This window comes from Acidovorax sp. NO-1 (assembly GCF_000238595.1).
GTDB lineage: Bacteria > Pseudomonadota > Gammaproteobacteria > Burkholderiales > Burkholderiaceae_C > Acidovorax.
In genome coordinates, this window is the sequence record NZ_AGTS01000075.1 from 133,152 (window position 1) to 149,298 (window position 16,147).

At 66.6% G+C, this 16,147-nt stretch carries 13 protein-coding genes and 1 pseudogene; 10 read left to right on the forward strand and 4 right to left on the reverse strand.

The genetic code is table 11. The features are described from left to right. Positions 1–122: 122 nt before the first annotated feature. Positions 123–1,226 (forward strand): alkene reductase, encoded by a 1,104-nt coding sequence (locus KYG_RS09445; protein WP_008904660.1) that lies wholly within the window; start codon positions 123–125, stop codon positions 1,224–1,226. 148 nt (positions 1,227–1,374) lie between these two features. Here KYG_RS09445 and KYG_RS09450 read toward each other — a convergent pair whose 3' ends face one another. The 3 genes and pseudogenes from KYG_RS09450 to KYG_RS09460 all read right to left on the reverse strand — a co-directional run bounded on the left by KYG_RS09450 (position 1,375) and on the right by KYG_RS09460 (position 6,265). Further along, entirely contained in the window at positions 1,375–1,962 is a 588-nt protein-coding gene (locus KYG_RS09450) for a hemerythrin domain-containing protein (RefSeq protein WP_008904661.1), read from the reverse strand. Between the two features lie 158 nt (positions 1,963–2,120). After that, positions 2,121–3,791 (reverse strand): methyl-accepting chemotaxis protein, encoded by a 1,671-nt coding sequence (locus KYG_RS09455; protein ID WP_008904662.1) that lies wholly within the window; start codon positions 3,789–3,791, stop codon positions 2,121–2,123. Between the two features lie 117 nt (positions 3,792–3,908). Then, positions 3,909–6,265: pseudogene (locus KYG_RS09460) on the reverse strand (heavy metal translocating P-type ATPase). A gap of 242 nt (positions 6,266–6,507) precedes the next feature. Here KYG_RS09460 and KYG_RS09465 point away from each other — a divergent pair. Next, the gene (locus tag KYG_RS09465) at positions 6,508–6,714 is read left to right on the forward strand and encodes a cation transporter (protein WP_008904663.1); all 207 of its coding nucleotides are present in this window, start codon (positions 6,508–6,510) and stop codon (positions 6,712–6,714) included. A gap of 149 nt (positions 6,715–6,863) precedes the next feature. Then, positions 6,864–7,385: a Cu(I)-responsive transcriptional regulator gene (gene cueR / locus KYG_RS09470; protein WP_008904664.1), complete on the forward strand. Its 522-nt coding sequence runs from the start codon at positions 6,864–6,866 to the stop codon at positions 7,383–7,385. A gap of 66 nt (positions 7,386–7,451) precedes the next feature. On the opposite strand, the gene KYG_RS09475 is transcribed toward cueR, so the two are convergent. After that, positions 7,452–8,261, reverse strand: coding sequence for a TetR/AcrR family transcriptional regulator (locus tag KYG_RS09475; RefSeq protein WP_008904665.1), 810 nt, complete (start codon positions 8,259–8,261; stop codon positions 7,452–7,454). A gap of 149 nt (positions 8,262–8,410) precedes the next feature. Between KYG_RS09475 and KYG_RS09480 the strand changes: the two genes are divergently transcribed. From KYG_RS09480 to KYG_RS09510, 7 genes are all read left to right on the forward strand, one after another. Further along, positions 8,411–9,283 carry an ABC transporter ATP-binding protein gene (locus tag KYG_RS09480; protein WP_008904666.1) on the forward strand — a complete coding sequence of 291 codons (873 nt, stop codon included), beginning with the start codon at positions 8,411–8,413 and terminating at the stop codon, positions 9,281–9,283. After that, positions 9,283–10,161, forward strand: coding sequence for a branched-chain amino acid ABC transporter permease (locus KYG_RS09485; RefSeq protein ID WP_008904667.1), 879 nt, complete (start codon positions 9,283–9,285; stop codon positions 10,159–10,161). Before KYG_RS09480 ends, KYG_RS09485 begins: the two co-directional genes overlap by 1 nt. Then, on the forward strand, positions 10,161–11,198 hold the full coding sequence (locus KYG_RS09490; RefSeq protein WP_008904668.1) for a branched-chain amino acid ABC transporter permease: 1,038 nt from the start codon (positions 10,161–10,163) through the stop codon (positions 11,196–11,198). Before KYG_RS09485 ends, KYG_RS09490 begins: the two co-directional genes overlap by 1 nt. Before the next feature lie 62 nt (positions 11,199–11,260). Continuing rightward, entirely contained in the window at positions 11,261–12,448 is a 1,188-nt protein-coding gene (locus KYG_RS09495; RefSeq protein WP_008904669.1) for an ABC transporter substrate-binding protein, read from the forward strand. A 13-nt stretch (positions 12,449–12,461) separates the two neighbouring features. Then, a complete protein-coding gene (locus tag KYG_RS09500; RefSeq protein ID WP_008904670.1) occupies positions 12,462–13,295 on the forward strand; it encodes an ABC transporter ATP-binding protein in 834 nt (277 codons plus the stop codon). Positions 13,296–13,467: 172 nt separating this feature from the next. Beyond that, positions 13,468–15,288 (forward strand): long-chain fatty acid--CoA ligase, encoded by a 1,821-nt coding sequence (locus tag KYG_RS09505; RefSeq protein WP_008904671.1) that lies wholly within the window; start codon positions 13,468–13,470, stop codon positions 15,286–15,288. A 69-nt stretch (positions 15,289–15,357) separates the two neighbouring features. After that, the gene (locus KYG_RS09510; protein WP_008904672.1) at positions 15,358–16,146 is read left to right on the forward strand and encodes an enoyl-CoA hydratase/isomerase family protein; all 789 of its coding nucleotides are present in this window, start codon (positions 15,358–15,360) and stop codon (positions 16,144–16,146) included. Position 16,147 lies beyond the last annotated feature (1 nt).

Below are 16,147 nucleotides of genomic sequence, written 5' to 3' on the forward strand. Positions count from 1 at the left end.
CGGCCATGACGGGCTAACACAAAACCATTGCTTTTGTTGACGCCAGTGCACTGCACGCTTTGCGCTGCAGCATTAAGCTGGAGGGCTGCACTTTTCGCACATTGCTTTACAGGACCCCCGTCATGACCTCTTTGTTTGAACCCACCCGTGCAGGCGACCTCCAACTGGCCAACCGCATTGCCATGGCGCCGCTTACGCGCAACCGCTCGCCCGAGGCCATCCCCACCGACCTGGTCGCCACCTACTACGCACAGCGCGCCAGCGCCGGCCTCATCATTTCCGAGGCCACGGCCATCAGCCCGCAAGCCCAGGGCTATGCCGATGTGCCCGGCCTGTACGGCACCGAGCAGCTGGATGGCTGGAAGAAAGTGACCCGCGCCGTGCACGACGCCGGCGGCAAGATCGTGGTGCAGCTGTGGCACGTGGGCCGTGTCTCGCACACCGACCTGCAGCCGGGCAACTCCCACCCCGTGGCCCCCTCGGCCGTCCGCGCCCACACCAAGACCGTGCTGATCAAGGACGGCGTGCCCACCTTCACCGACACCTCCATGCCCCGCGCGCTCGATGCCGAAGAGATCCCCGGCATCGTGCAGGACTACCGCCACGCCGCGCGCAACGCCATTGCGTCGGGTTTTGACGGTGTGGAAATCCACGCGGCCAATGGCTACCTGATCGACCAGTTCCTCAAGACCGGAGCCAACCAGCGCACCGACGACTACGGCGGCAGCATCGCCAACCGCGCCCGCCTGCTGCTGGAAGTGACCCGTGCCATCGTCGAGGAAATCGGCGGCGGCCGCACCGGCATCCGCCTGTCGCCCGTCACCCCCGCCAACGACATCGTGGACGCCGACCCGCAAACCCTGTTCGACCACGTGGTGCGTGAGCTGGCGCCGCTCGGCCTGGCTTACCTCCATATCATCGAAGGCGCCACCGGCGGCCCGCGCGAGGTGGAAGGCCGCCCGTTTGACTACGCCGCCCTCAAGGCCGCCTACCGCGCAGCCGGTGGCAAGGGTGCCTGGATGGTGAACAACGCCTACACCCGCGAACTGGCCGATGCCGCCCTGGCCCACGGCGCAGACATCGTGGCCTTTGGCCGCCCCTTCATCGCCAACCCCGACCTGGTGGCGCGCCTGAAGGCCAACGCCCCGCTCAACGAGGTGAACCGCGCCACGCTGTATGGCGGCGGGGCCGAGGGGTATACGGACTATCCGGCACTGGGTGCCTGAGCAGGCAAAAACGGAGTGCCGCGTCCGGGTTCACGCGCCGGTGGAAACTGGCGCTGGCCTAGCGCGGGCCGCCGCACAAGGGCCGCCCCGCCACGCTGGCGGCGTCCCCCTGCCCGCGTAGCGAGAGCGGGGGAAGCGGCGAAGCCGCTCAGGGGGGTGAACCTAAGCCTATCGGGCTCGGCGCCCGCATCACGATGCGCGTGAACAGCCGGTCATACGCCGCGTCGCGCGGCTTGCCCGGGGCCAGCGGGTTGGTGTTGCTGGCAAAGGCCGCGTCGATGGCAGCCCAGTCGCCCGGCTGCAGGGATTCCTGCGCGGCGGGCAGCACCACGGTTTCTTCCAGGCGCATGTGCTCCAGGTAAAAGCGGATGTAGCGCTCCAGCGCCTGGGCAAACGCCTCGCGGCGCGCATCGCCCATCAGCTCCCAGCCCAGCAGCAGGTGCTGCAGCTCACGCACCGCCGCCTCGCCGCCTTCGTGGTCGCGCTCCAGCTGGGCAATGGCCTCTGCCGCCTGGGGTGAGCGCTCGGCCACCTTGGGGAACAGCCACTGCGACTCCTTGGGGTGGTGCTGGCGCTCTGGAAACTCGTCGATGTAGAACAGCATGGCCCGCATCACGTCAAAGAACGCCGCGGGCTCGTCGCCCGGGCCCTGGTCCAGCATCAGGTGCAACGACTGCAGCACCGCCGCCAGCGACGCATGCTCCTCACGAATGGTTCGCAGACAGATGGACGACATGGCGCGCTCCCCGGTTAGGCACAGGCCCCGAGATTGCCATGCAGGAAGCGGCCAACCCATGACGCAGGTCAATAAACCGGCCACCCTCTCCCATAAAGAAAGCCCCGCAGACGGAGCCAGCGGGGCTACTTTTTCACCGCAGTGCGGCGCGTCAGGTATCAGCCCGCAAGCCGGGGCTGGGCCGCGTGGGCGCCCAGGGCCTGCGCCGGGCGGGCCGGCGGTGCTGCGCCCGTGGCCCCGGGGCCCGCGTAAGCGTGCCCTGTCGAATCCGCCAGACGGAACTGCTGCACCACCTGCGAAAGGCGTGCGGCCTGCTCGCGCAGCGAGTCGGCCGCAGCGGCAGACTCTTCCACCAGCGCAGCATTCTGCTGCGTCATGCGGTCGATCTCGCCCACCGAGCTGTTCACCTGACCGATACCGGCCGACTGCTCGGACGCCGCGGCGGTGATCTCGCCAATGATGTCGCCCACGCGCTGCACGCTGCCCACGATGTCCTTCATCGCCGTGCCCGCTTCTTCCACATGGCGCACGCCGCCGTCCACGGCCGTCACGCTGCTCTGGATCAGGCCCTTGATGTCGCTGGCCGCCGCCGCGCTTCGCTGGGCCAGGCTGCGCACCTCGCTGGCCACCACGGCAAAGCCGCGGCCCTGCTCACCTGCACGGGCAGCCTCCACCGCCGCGTTCAGCGCCAGGATGTTGGTCTGGAAGGCAATCGAATCGATCAGCCCGATGATGTCGCCAATCTTGCGGCTGGACGCCGAAATCTCCTGCATGCTGGCCACGGCCTGCTGCACCACGCCGCCACCATGCGTGGCCATTTGCGATGCCGACGCCGCCAGCTGGTTGGCCATCTGCGACGAAGATGCTGTCTGCTGCACCGTGGACGTGAGCTGCGACAGCGAAGACACGGCCTCCTGCGCGTTGCTGGCCGTCTGCTCGGTGCGCTGCGACAGGTCCTGATTGCCGGTGGCGATCTCCTGGCTGGCGGTGGCGATGTTGCCGCTGGCGTCCCGCACCTGCGCCACCAGCGCGCCCAGGCCCTGCTGCATGTCGCGCAGTGCGCGCTGCAGGTCGGCCACTTCGTCCTTGCCCTCGGCGGCAATGTGCTGCGACAGGTCGCCGCCTGCAATCGCCTGCGCCATCTTGCGTGCGTCTTCCAGCGGGCGGCAGATGGAGTTCATGTTCATCAGCGTGGTGGGCACCACCACCACCACGGTGATCAGCACCGCCAGCACAAACAGCCACTCGGTCTCGCTGGACACCTGGCCCTGCTCCGCCACCGATTTGGCCACCTCGCTGCGCAGCACGGTATCCAGCTCGGCCATCAGCTTGTCGGCCTCGGCAAATTCGGCCACGGCCTTTGCGCTCATGCGGTTGGCGATGGTGGCGGTGTCATAGCCGCTGGCTTCCAGCTGCCGCGCCACGTGCGCAAACAGCTCGCGGTAGCTGTCCAGGCGCTTGACGATGTTGCGCACCACCGGGTTGTCCGAATCTTCCTCGCCTTCCAGGAACTTGCTGGCAATCTTCTTGGCCTTGTCCTGGCTTTCCAGCCATTTGGCGTGGGCGGCCTTGACGTCCTCGGGCTTTTCGTAGCCGATGATCATGTCCTTCTCGAACTGACGGATGGCGCCCATCTCACCCCGCAGCTCGGCCATGTACCCAACCTCGGCAAACGAGTGGTCCATGAAGTCCTGGCTCATGGCATGGATGCGGAACATGCCCAGCATGCCAGCGCCGCCCAGCAGGCCCAGCAGGCCCAGCACCACGGCAATGGCGCCCAACATGCGAAACCGTATGGTGAACTGCCGCATGAGCGAAAAAAGGTTCATGATCTGTCGTCCTTCAGATGGGGATGTGCACACAGGCCGCCGGTCCCCTGGGCGCCGCCGACTTGCAACAAAACGTTGCAGTGTGCCAGACATCCATGGCAGGGTCGTACGTGTTTATCACATGCGCCAGCGCTTGAGTAGGAGGGCATTTGCCATCACGCTCACCGAACTCAGCGCCATCGCCGCCCCCGCCACCACCGGGCTCAGGTAGCCCAGCGCCGCCAGCGGAATCCCCGCCACGTTGTATGCAAACGCCCAGAACAGGTTTTGGCGGATCTTCATCACCGTGCGGTGCGAGATGTCCAGGGCGGCTGCCACCAGCATCGGGTCGCCCCGCATCAGCGTGATGCCCGCCGCATGCATGGCCACGTCGGTGCCATTGCCCATGGCCATGCCCACATCCGCTGCCGCGAGGGCCGGGGCATCGTTAACGCCGTCGCCCACCATCGCGACAATGTGGCCCCCACGCTCCGCCGCTGCGCTGGGTCCCTGCCCCCCGAGGGGGTCTTCGCGCCTTGGGGCGGCCCGGCGGCGCTCATGGTGCTTGCCATCGGTGCCCTGTTGCAACGCAGCCACCTTGGCGGCCTTGTCACCCGGCAGCACCTCGGCCATCACCTCGCCCGCGTCGGGGTCCAGCCCCAGGCGCCGGGCCATGGCCTCGGCCGCGCCGCGGTTGTCACCCGAAATCATCACGGTGCGGATGCCACGCGCCTTCAGTGCCGCCAGCGCCTCGCGCGCACCGGGCTTGGGTTCGTCGCCAAAAGCCATCAGGGCCCGCAAGACATAGTGGGCCCCCACGCTCGGCACTGGCGTGTCCTCGCTGCCCCCAAGGGGGCCTTCGCGGCTTCGGGCGGCCGTGCGCCGCTCAACAACCCTTCCGTCACGCGCTGGGCCACAGCCGACACAGTGGCTCCCTCGTTCTGCAACTGCTGCGCCCGCGCCGCCAGCGCACCCAGGTCCACCCCCAGCTCCTGCATCCAGCGCAGGCTGCCCACCAGGTAGCTCTGGCCGTCCACCTCACCCTCGGTGCCGCGCCCGGGCACGGCGCGCACGTCCTGCGCTGTGGCCACGTTGATCTGCCGCTCGCCCGCAGCCGACACCACGGCACGCGCCAGCGGGTGTTCGCTGCCGCTTTGCACGGCCGCCACCGCCGCCATCACGGCCGCATCGCCGAGGCCTGGCATCACCTCAAACGCCGTCAGCCGGGGCTGGCCCACGGTCAGCGTGCCGGTCTTGTCAAAAGCCACCACATCCACCTTGTGGGCCAGCTCCAGCGCCTGCACGTCCTTGATCAGAATGCCGTGTTTGGCCGCCACGCCCGTGCCCGCCATGATGGCCGCCGGTGTGGCCAGGCCCAGTGCACAGGGGCAGGCAATCACCATCACCGCCACGGCATGGATCAGCGCAGCCTCCACACCCACACCCATCCACAGCCAGCCCAGCAGCGTCGCCAGCGCCACCACCAGCACCACGGGCACGAAGATGGCCGACACCTGGTCCACCAGCCGCTGAATCGGCGCCTTGGCCGCCTGGGCGTCTTCCACCAGCCGGATGATCTGGGCCAGCACCGTCTCGGCGCCCACGGCCGTCACCGCCATCACGATGCGGCCATCGCCATTGATCGAACCGCCCGTGAGCGCCGCGCCCACATCACGCGCCACGGGCAGGGGCTCGCCCGTCAGCATGGATTCGTCCACCTGCGTGTGGCCCTCATGCACCGTGCCATCCACGGGGATGCGCTCGCCCGGCCGCACCACCAGCTGGTCGCCCACCAGCACTTCGGCCACCGGCACATCCACCTCGCCCTGTTTGCTCAGCAGGTGCACCACATCCGGCCGCAGCGCATGCAGCGCGCGGATGGCGGCCGTGGTCTGGCGCTTAGCGCGCGCCTCCAGCCACTTGCCCAGCAGCACCAGCGTGACCACCACGGCCGAGGCTTCAAAGTACAGATGCGGCACATGCCCCGGGTGGTCTGTGGGGGCCGTGAGCCACAGCCACACCGACAGGCCCCAGCCCGCACTGGTGCCCAGCGCCACCAGCAAATCCATGTTGCCGCTCAGCGCCTTGGCCGCATGCCAGCCCGCCTTGTAAAACCGTGCCCCCAGGATGAACTGCACCGGCGTGGCCAGCACAAACTGCACCCAGGCGGGCAGCATCCAGTGCTGGCCGAACAGGTCGCCCACCATAGGCAGCACCAGCGGCGCCGACAGCAGCAGCCCGATGCCCACGGGTAAAAAGCCGGCCCAGGGCGACAGATCCTCGGGCGCGTCCTCCTGCCCCGCCGCACGTGGCTCGTAGCCCGCATTGCGCACCGCGCGGCGCAGCACCGCCTCCATGGCAGTGGCGTCAGCGCCCACCTGCGTGACAAAGGCAATGCGGGCAGACTCGGTCGCCAGGTTGACCGAGGCCTCCTGCACGCCCGGCACCTTGCGCAGCGCGCGCTCCACACGGCCCACACAGCTTGCACAGGTCATGCCGGAAATGCCCAGGTCCAGCGAATGCATTGCCTCGGAGGAAGTAACGGAAGGGGTGATGGTGGAGGTGTTCATGGCGGGGATGGTGATCCTTGACGTGATGGCAAGGTCAAGCATTGATTCTGATCAACCCTCACATCATGAGTGTCTTGCACGGCGTTTGACTCTGCCACGATGTCAAGCTTCATGATTCGAACGGGTCGATGCAACGGCCTTCCTTCCAACCTTACCAAGGACATCCCATGGCAACCACCACCACGACTCTCCAAGTGCAGGGCATGACCTGCGGCCACTGCGAGCGCGCCGTCACCCAGGCCGTGCAGCAGGTAGACCCTTCCGCCCAGGTGCGCATCGACCGCGCCAGCGGCAAGGTGGACGTGGACAGCACCGCCCCCCGCGAAGCCCTGGCCGCCGCCATTGCCGAAGAAGGCTACACCGTAGCCGCCTGATACGGGTATGTACTCAAAAATCTCAACCCGTTCACGCTGAGCCCGTCGAAGCGCCGCGCGAGGCTTCGACACGCTCAGCCCGAACGGTTGCGATGGATGAACGCGAACACGCACTACTGCCCCCTCCCCACAAAGGGCCCACCATGACAATGCCAACGCCCCAGCACGCACGCACCACCCCGGCCCCCACGCCTGGAAAACCAGCCGAGCCCCCCGCCACCACCTGGCCCGCGCCCATCGGCGTCGCCGCCCGGCGTGCAGGCATCTCGGCGCGCATGGTGCGGCACTATGAATCGCTGGGCCTCATCACTGGCGTGGCACGCACCGACAGCGGCTACCGCCAGTACACCGAGGCCGACGTGCACGCCCTGCACTTCATCCGCCGCAGCCGCGACCTGGGCTTCTCGATGGAAGAGATCGCCGAGCTGCTGGGCCTGTGGCACGACCGCAGCCGCGCCAGCAGCCAGGTCAAACGCATCGCCCAGCAGCACATCGACGACCTGAGCGAACGCATCGCCCAGATGCAGGCCATGCAGCGCAGCCTGCAAACGCTGGTGGCCTGCTGCAAGGGCAACGACCGGCCTGACTGCCCGATATTGGATGACCTGGCGGCGGGGCAGGCAGAACACAGCAACCACAAGATACCGCGCAAAACGCTATCAAACAAATAGCTGCTCGCGCTTATCCATCAATCGTTAGATGCCAATTTTGCTTGAATTTCAACCTGCCGAGGCGCATCAGCCCCCGCTGGGCCGGACAGCGGTCCTGGCTTTGCTGCCCGCCGCCCTGCGTTTAGGGGTGGGTACGGCAGCGGCGCCCAGCGCAGTGTTGTCCGCAGGCCGCCGCAACACGCCGTCACACAGCGTCGCAATGCACTGCTGCGCCACTTGCTCGGGCGTGTATTCGCCACCGGGCTGGTACCAGCGGCCGATCCAGCTGAGCGCCCCTGCAATCACAAAGGCCGTCATCTTGGGGTCGCAAGGCTGCAGCGACCCTTCGGCCACGCCCTCGGCCACGAGGCGGCGGAACTCCTGGTCGATGGCGGACTTCAGGCGGCGCAGCTCCTTGCGGCTCTGGGGGGGCAGCTGCTCGTCGCCCACGCGGATCAGGCACATGCCGAAGTCCTGCGTGACGATGCGCGCGTACACCTGCATGCAGGTGACAAGCTGATCGATGGCCTGGCCGCCCGCAGCGCGCGAGGCCTCGATGCCCGCGAGCATCATGTCCAGGCCCTGGCGCACACACTGCAGCAGGATCTCGTCCTTGTTCTTCACGTAGTAGTACAGCGTGGGCTTGGTCACGTTCAGCCGTGCGGCGATGTCGTCGAGCGAGGTGGCGTGAAACCCGCGCTCGTTGAACAGCTGCGCCGCTGCCTGCAGCACGGCATGGCGCTTGGCCTCGCGCTGCTGTTCGCGGTGCGACACGGGCGCCCACGGCGACGCTGCGGCGCCGTCAGCGTCTGACGGTACCGGTGCCTTCACGGGTGTCGGCTTGGACAAAGGCTTGCGCGCTGCGCTGCGGGGTGCTGCCACTTTGGCGTTGGGCATGGATGGAGATTCCTCGGGAAAGTACGGATGCCGAATACGGGGGGTGGCTTCCAGAATCTACTCGTGAGTAAACAGTTTACGCACAAGTAGGGAACTTCGGCAGCGTCTGCCTGGATTTTCCGCTCAGAACAAACCCGCATTGAAAGCCCATGGAAACCCACCGTTCCGGCCCTTCTTCTGCACCGCCACCGCCCCTGCTCCAGGTTGAGGGGGTCACGCTGGCGTTTGGTGGCGTCAAGGCACTCACCGATGTGGGCTTTGCCGTGCAGCCGGGCTCCATCACCGCCGTGATCGGGCCCAACGGCGCCGGCAAGACCTCGCTGTTCAACACCATCTCGGGCTTCTACCGGCCCGCACAGGGCAGCATCCGGTTCAAGGGCCAGGACATCACGCGCATCCCCGCGCCGCAGCGCGCCCGCATGGGCCTGGGCCGGAGTTTTCAGAACATTGCGCTGTTTCGCGGCATGACGGTGCTCGACAACATCAAGCTCGGCCGCCACGCGCACCTCAAGGCCAATGTGTTCGATGCGCTGTTCTACCTGGGCCGCGCCCGCAAGGAAGAAGCCGAGCTGCGCCGCGACATCGAGGAACGCATCATCGACTTCCTGGAAATCGACCACATCCGCCACGCCAGCGTTGCGGCCCTGCCCTACGGCCTGCAAAAGCGCGTGGAGATGGCGCGCGCCCTGGCCATGCAACCCGAAATTTTGATGCTCGACGAGCCCGTGGCCGGCATGAACCGCGAAGAGACCGAAGACATGGCGCGCTTCATCCTCGACGTGCGCGCCGAATGGGGCGTGACGGTGCTGATGGTGGAGCACGACATGGGCATGGTGATGGACCTGTCCGACCATGTGGTGGTGCTGAACTTCGGCCAGGTCATCGCGCAGGGCACGCCCGCCGTGGTGCAGGCCGACCCTGAAGTCAACCGCGCCTACCTCGGCTCGGGCGACGTAGGCGATCTGCGCCGCAAGCTGCAGGCCGGGGCCGCCAGCGCCCCCACCGCGCAAGGAGCCGCATGATGGATTGGGCCTATCTGTTTGAAATCAGCCTCACGGGCATTGCCAGCGGCGGCCTCTACGCCCTGGCGGCACTGGCCTTCGTGATGGTCTACAAGGCCACGCGCGTGGTGAACATCGCCATTGGCGAAATGCTCATGGTGGGCGCCTACCTGTTCTTCACCTTTTCCTCCATGATGGCGCTGCCGCTGTGGATGGCCGTTCCGGCTGCGGTGCTCGGCACCGGGCTGCTGGGCGCGGTGATCGAGCGCACCATGATCCGGCCGCTGCTGGGCGAGCCACCCATCTCGGTGTTCATGGTCACCGTGGGCCTGGCCTCGGTGCTGGTGGGTCTGGTCGAGATGATCTGGAGCGCCGACCAGCGCCGCCTGCCCGACTTCATGCCCACGCAGCCCATCATGGTGGGCGACGCCTTTCTGGCGCCCAAGGTGTTCTGGGGCGCGGTGATTGCGGTGGTGTTCATCGCCGCCGTGCTGCTGGTGTTCCGCTTCTGGCGCGGCGGTGTGGCGCTGCGTGCCACGGCCAGCGACCAGGCCGCCGCGTATTCGGTCGGCATCAACGTGCCGCGCGTGTTTTCGCTGTCCTGGGTGGCCTCCGCCATGCTGGCTGCCATCTCCGGGATCATCGTCGGCTCGATCGGCGGCATCTCGTCCAGCATGGGCGTGTTCGGCCTGTCGGTGCTGGTGGTGGTGATCGTCGGCGGGCTCGACAGCGTGCTCGGCGCGCTCATCGGCGGCCTGTGCATCGGCCTGGTCGAAGCCCTGGCCGGCGCCTACCTGGGCGGGGAATACAAGCTGCTCGCCACCTTCATCGTGCTGGTCGGCATCCTCATGGTGCGCCCCTACGGCCTGTTCGGCACGCACGAAATCGAAAGACTCTGATGCGCATCGGAACCCTCAAGGAAACCTACATCGCCGACGCGGCGCTGTTCGACTCGCGCACGCAAAAGGCGTGGCTGGCCGTGGCTGCCGCCCTGCTGGTGCTGTTCCCCTTCATGGCCAGCGACTACTGGCTCTACCTCGCCTGCCTGGTCAGCATCAATGTGGCCAGCGCCACAGGGCTCAACATCCTCACGGGCTACACCGGGCTGGTGAGCCTGGGACAGGCCGCCTTCATGGGCCTGGGCGCCTACACCGTGGCCATCCTGCAGGCCAAGGTGGGCACGCCCTTCCTGCTCAACATCCTGGCAGGCGGCGTGGTGGCCATGCTCGGCGGCATCGTCGTGGGCGTGCCTTCGCTGCGCGTGAAGGGCCTGTACCTGGCGATTGCCACCATAGCGGCCTCGTTCATCGCGCACTTCCTGTTTGCCAACCTGAAGTTCACCGGCGGCACGGGTGGCCTGAGCGTGCCACCGGCCAGCCTGTTCGGCATGCCGCTCGACACCTCGTTTCGCCTCTACTGGCTGATCGTGCCCGTCACCATTCTCATGCTGCTGGGCGCGGCCAACCTGTTCCGCACGCGCATCGGCCGTGCCTTCATCGCTATCCGCGACCGCGACATCTCGGCCGAGGTGCTGGGCATTCCGCTGCTGCGCTACAAGCTGCTGTCGTTCGGCCTGTCGTCGTTCTATGCCGGTGTGGCCGGGGGCCTGTGGGCCTACTTCTTCCGCGTGGTCACGCCCGAGAGCTTTCCGCTGCTCATGTCCATCTTCTTCCTCGCGGCCATCATCGTCGGCGGCATGGGCAGCATCCTCGGCGGCATCCTGGGCGCGGTGTTCATGACCATGGTGCCCGAGCTGCTCAAGCTGGTGTTCGACCTGCTGCCCAACAGCACCGAATACACGGTGTTCCTGTCACCTGTGCGCACCATCATCTTCGGCCTCTTGATCATCGGCTTTCTGGTGTTCGAGCCGCATGGCCTGGCCGAAGTGTGGCGGCGCATCCGCCGCTTCTTCCACCTGTGGCCCTTCCGCAACTAAGAACCTGTTCCAGGCCACACCCCGCTTTCCTGCCACCACACCAACCACCGAAGGAGACACGCATGGACCACCAACGCATTTCCCCCCAGCGCCGCAGCCTGATGCTGGGCGCCGCCGCCGCAGGCGCCGCCACGCTCATGCACCCGCTGTCCGTGCTCGCGCAGGGCGCCGAAGACATCGTCATCGGCGGCTCCATCCCCATGACGGGCGTCTTCGCCTTCGCGGGCGTGGGCATCAACGCCGGCATCCAGGACTACGTGAAGATCGTCAACGACGCGGGCGGCATCAAGGGCCGCAAGGTCAAGTACGTGCCCGAAGACACCGGCTACAAGGTCGATGTGTCCGTGGCTGCGTTCAAGAAGATCACCAGCCAGAACAAGGTCAACCTCTACTACGGCGACTCCACGGGTTTCTCCAAAACCATCAACCCCGAGCTGGACCGCAACGGCAACATCCTGATGGCCGGCGCCTCGTTTGCCACCGAGCTGAACAACCCGCAGAAATACCCCAACCAGTTCCTGGTGGGCCCGGACTACACCGAGATGTTCGGCATCCTGCTCAAGCACATCGCCAAGGAAAAGCCCGGTGCCAAGGTGGCCTTCGTCTATTCCGACTCCGAATTCGGCCGCGACCCCATCGACGAGAGCGAGGCCGAGGCCAAGAAGCTCGGCCTGAACGTGGTCGTGAAAATCATGACGCCCCCCGGCAGCGTGGACGTCTCGGGCGAGGTCATCAAGCTGCGCCGTGCCGCGCCCGACTACACCATCTTCCACGGCTACATCCTCGCGCCCATCCCCGAGTTCATCACCCAGGGCAAGCAGCAGGGCATGACCAGCAAATGGATGGGCACCTTCTGGACCATGGACAGCTCCACCGTCATGAAGATGGGTCCGGACGGCGACGGCTTCATGGGCGTGATGCCCTTCCGCTACTACTACGACACCGACAAAGCGCCCATGCTGGAAAAAATCCGCGCCATGCGCCCGGAATACCAGAGCACGGCCTATATCCAGGGCTTCGTCGCCGCCATGCTGTTCCTCGAATCGGCCAAGCGCTGCCTCGACGCCAACAAGCCGATGACGGGCGCCAACCTCAAGGCCGCGCTCAACTCCATCAAGGACTTCGACACCGGCGGCCTGTTCGGTGTGCCAATCACCATCCGGGGCAATTCCATCCCCGTGGGCCGCGTCTACCGCGCGGACATGAAGGCACAAAAAATGGTGGCCGCCTCCGACTGGATCAAGCTCTGATACTGCTGTTGCCATGACCCAGAAAGCCACGGACCACGTCCTCGAAGTCAACAACATCGAGGTCATCTACAACAAGGTCGTGCAGGCCCTGCGCGGCCTGTCGCTGGCCGTGCCCCGCGGCCAGATCGTGGCGCTGCTGGGCAGCAACGGCGCGGGCAAGTCCACCACGCTCAAGGCCGTGTCGGGCCTGCTCGCGCTGGAGGATGGCACGCTGGAGAGCGGCAGCATCCTCTTCAACGGCCAGAGCACGGCCGCGCTGGCGCCGCAGCAGCTGGTGCGCAGCGGACTCTCGCATGTGATGGAAGGGCGCCGGGTGTTTGAAGACCTCACGGTCGAGGAAAACCTGGTCGCCGCCACCTACGCGCTCACCGGCCGCAAGCACACGAAGCATGGAGCGCCCAAGCCCGACTTCGACCTTGTCTATACCTACTTCCCGAGGCTGCACGAGCGCCGCAGGGGCCTGGCCGGGTACCTGTCAGGCGGCGAACAGCAGATGCTGGCCATCGGCCGCGCGCTCATCGCCCAGCCGCAGCTCATCCTGCTCGACGAACCCTCGCTGGGCCTCTCTCCCAAGCTGGTCGAAGACATCTTCACCATCATCGCGCGCATCAACGCCGAGCGTGGTACCAGCATGTTGCTGGTGGAGCAGAACGCCACTGTGGCCCTGGCCGTGGCGCACAGCGGCTACATCATGGAGAACGGCAAGATCGTCATCGACGGCAGCGCCGAACGCCTGGCGGGCGACCCCGACGTGCGCGAGTTCTATCTCGGCATGGGCGGCGGCGGCGAAGCCAAGAGCTTCAAAGACATCAAGCACTACAAGCGTAGAAAGCGCTGGTTGTCGTGAGCGCGAACAACCCCCTGTGGCGCTTCGCGCCTTCCCCCTTCTCTCGCCTCGCTGCGCGATGCGGGAAGAGGGACGCCGCCCGTGCGGCGGGGCGGCCCTTGCACGGCGGCCCTGGCTTTTGCAGCGCCAGTTTTGACGGCTATGGGTTCGCGATGCGCAATGGATCATTGATATGTTGAATCTCCCCGAACTCACCCTGCCCCAGATGCTGCGCGAACGCGCACGCCAGGATGCGCAGCGTGTCGCCATCCGGCAAAAAGACTTCGGCATCTGGAAGCCCTTCACCTGGGCGCAGTATTTCGAGCGTGCCTGCCACTTCGGCCTGGGCCTGCGCGCCCTGGGCCTGCCCGATGGCGGCCATGTCGGCGTGATTTCCGAGAACCGCATCGAATGGGTGCTCACGCAGATGGGTGCGGGCCTGGTGGGCGCCGTCACCGTCGGCGTGTATCCCACCAGCCCCTCTTCGGAAGTGGCCTACGTGGTGGGCCATGCCGACATCGAGATCATCGTCTGCGAGGACCAGGAGCAGACCGACAAGGTGCTCGAAGCCCTGGACGATCTGCCGCGCCTGAAGAAGATCGTGGTCATGGAAACCAAGGGCCTGCGCAGCTTTGCGCCCGGGGTGCGCGACCTCATCATCCCCTTCGGCGAGGTGGAGCAACTGGGCGCGCAAAGCGGCAAGCTGCAGGACGTGGAGGCCGCGCTGGCCCGCCAGCGGCTGGACGACATCGGGCTGATGATCTACACCTCGGGGTCGACGGGCAAACCCAAGGGCGCGATGGTGTCCTACCGCAACATCCGTGGCGTGGTGCCCGGCATCGTGGACCGGCTCCAGCTCTCGCAGGACACCACCCATCTGTCCTACCTGCCTCTGTGCCACGTGGCCGAGCAGATGCTCACCACCTTCGTGCCGGTCTACGTCGGCTCGCAGGTCAACTTCGGCGAATCCATACGCACCGTGCAGGAAGACCTGCGCGAGGTGGCACCCACCATGTTCCTGGGCGTGCCGCGCATCTGGGAGAAGATGCACGCCGCCATCAGCATCAAGCTGCAGGAAACCGGCGGCCTGCGCCGCGCGCTGTTCCGCAAGGCCTACGCCGCCTGCCAGCCGCTGGCCGAAAAGCCCCGTGCGCAATGGAGCATCGGCGACATGTTCACCTTCACCGCCAGCTACTGGCTGGTGTTCCGCGCGCTGCAGAACTTCATCGGCCTGCGCGAGGCGAAAGTGGCGCTCACGGGCGCGGCGCCCATTCCGCCGGACGTGGTGCGCTTCTTCCGCGTGCTCGGCGTGCCGCTGGTCGAGGTCTATGGCCTGACCGAATCGACCGGCATGGTCACCGGCCACAGGCTCGACGATGTGCGGGTCGGCACCGTGGGCGTGCCCACCAGTGGCGTGGAGTGGCGCATCGCCAAGGGCAGCGACGACGACATGGGCGGCGAGTTCCAGATCAAGGGCGAGATGGTGTTCGCGGGCTACTACAAGAACCTCGAGGCCACGGCGCAAAGCATTGTCAACGGCTGGCTGCACACCGGCGACGTGGTGCGCCTGCAAGACGGCCAGATCAAGATCGTGGACCGCCTCAAGGACATCATGATCACGGCCGGCGGCAAGAACCTCACGCCGTCCGAGATCGAGAACACGATGAAGGCCAGCCCCTACATCAAGGAATGCGTCATCGTCGCCGAGGGGCGCAAGTTCGTCGGTGCGCTGGTGATGCTCGACTATGAAACCGTAGGCAAATGGGCCGAAGCGCAGCGCATCCCGTTCACGCATTTCCGCTCGCTGGTGGAAACCCCCGAGGTGCGCCAGCTCATCGACGCCGAGATCGCCACCGGCAACGCCAGGCTGGCGCAGGTGGCGCAGATCCGCAAGTTCCACCTTTTACCTAAGGAACTGGACCACGACGACGGCGAAGTCACCGCCACCATGAAGGTGCGGCGCTCCAGCATCTACAAGACCTACGCCGCCGAGATCGAGGCGCTGTACCGCTGAATTTAAAGGGTTTTCAGGGCTCCAGCGCTTTACCAGCAAGCGCTGGCAGCTCTTGTTTCAGGAGCAAATATGACCGCGACCACGCCACCGCCCCTGCTGCTGGAGCGCAACGGCGCCATCGCCACGCTGCGTTTCAATCGCCCCGGCGCGCTCAACGCCATCGACGTGCCCATGGCCACCGCCTTGCGCGACGCCGTGCGCTCCTTGGCCCAGGACGACAGCGTGCGCTGCGTGGTGCTGTGCGGCGCGGGCAAGGGCTTCATGGCCGGGGGCGACCTGGCCACGCTGCGTGCCGACCCCGTGCAGGGCGCCAAGGACTTGCTGGAACCGCTCAACGAGGCCGTGGCGCTGCTGGCGCAACTGAACGCCCCCGTCATCGCCCAGGTGCACGGCGTGGCCGCCGGCGCAGGCCTCTCGCTCATGCTGCAGGCCGACTTCGTGCTGGCCGCCGAGGGTACGCGCTTCAACCTGGCCTACATCAACCTCGGCACCAGTTGCGATGTGGGCGCCTCGTGGGCCCTGCCGCGCCTGGTGGGACTGCGCCGCGCGCTGGAGATTGCAATGCTCGGCGACACCTACAGCGCCAGCGAAGCCGAGCGCCTGGGCCTGGTCAACCGCGTCGTGCCCGCCGCCGCACTCGATGCCGCCGTGCAGAAGCTGGCCCAGCGCCTGGCTGGCGGCCCCACCCTGGCCTACGGCCACATGCGCCGCCTGATGCGCAACGCTTTCGACCACGACCTGCCCACCCAGTTGGCCGCCGAGGCCGAGGCCTTCGTGGCCTGTGCGCGCAGTGCCGACCTGCCCGAGGGTATCGAGGCCTTTCACGCTAAGCGCCCCGCCGCTTTCCAGGGCCGTTGAA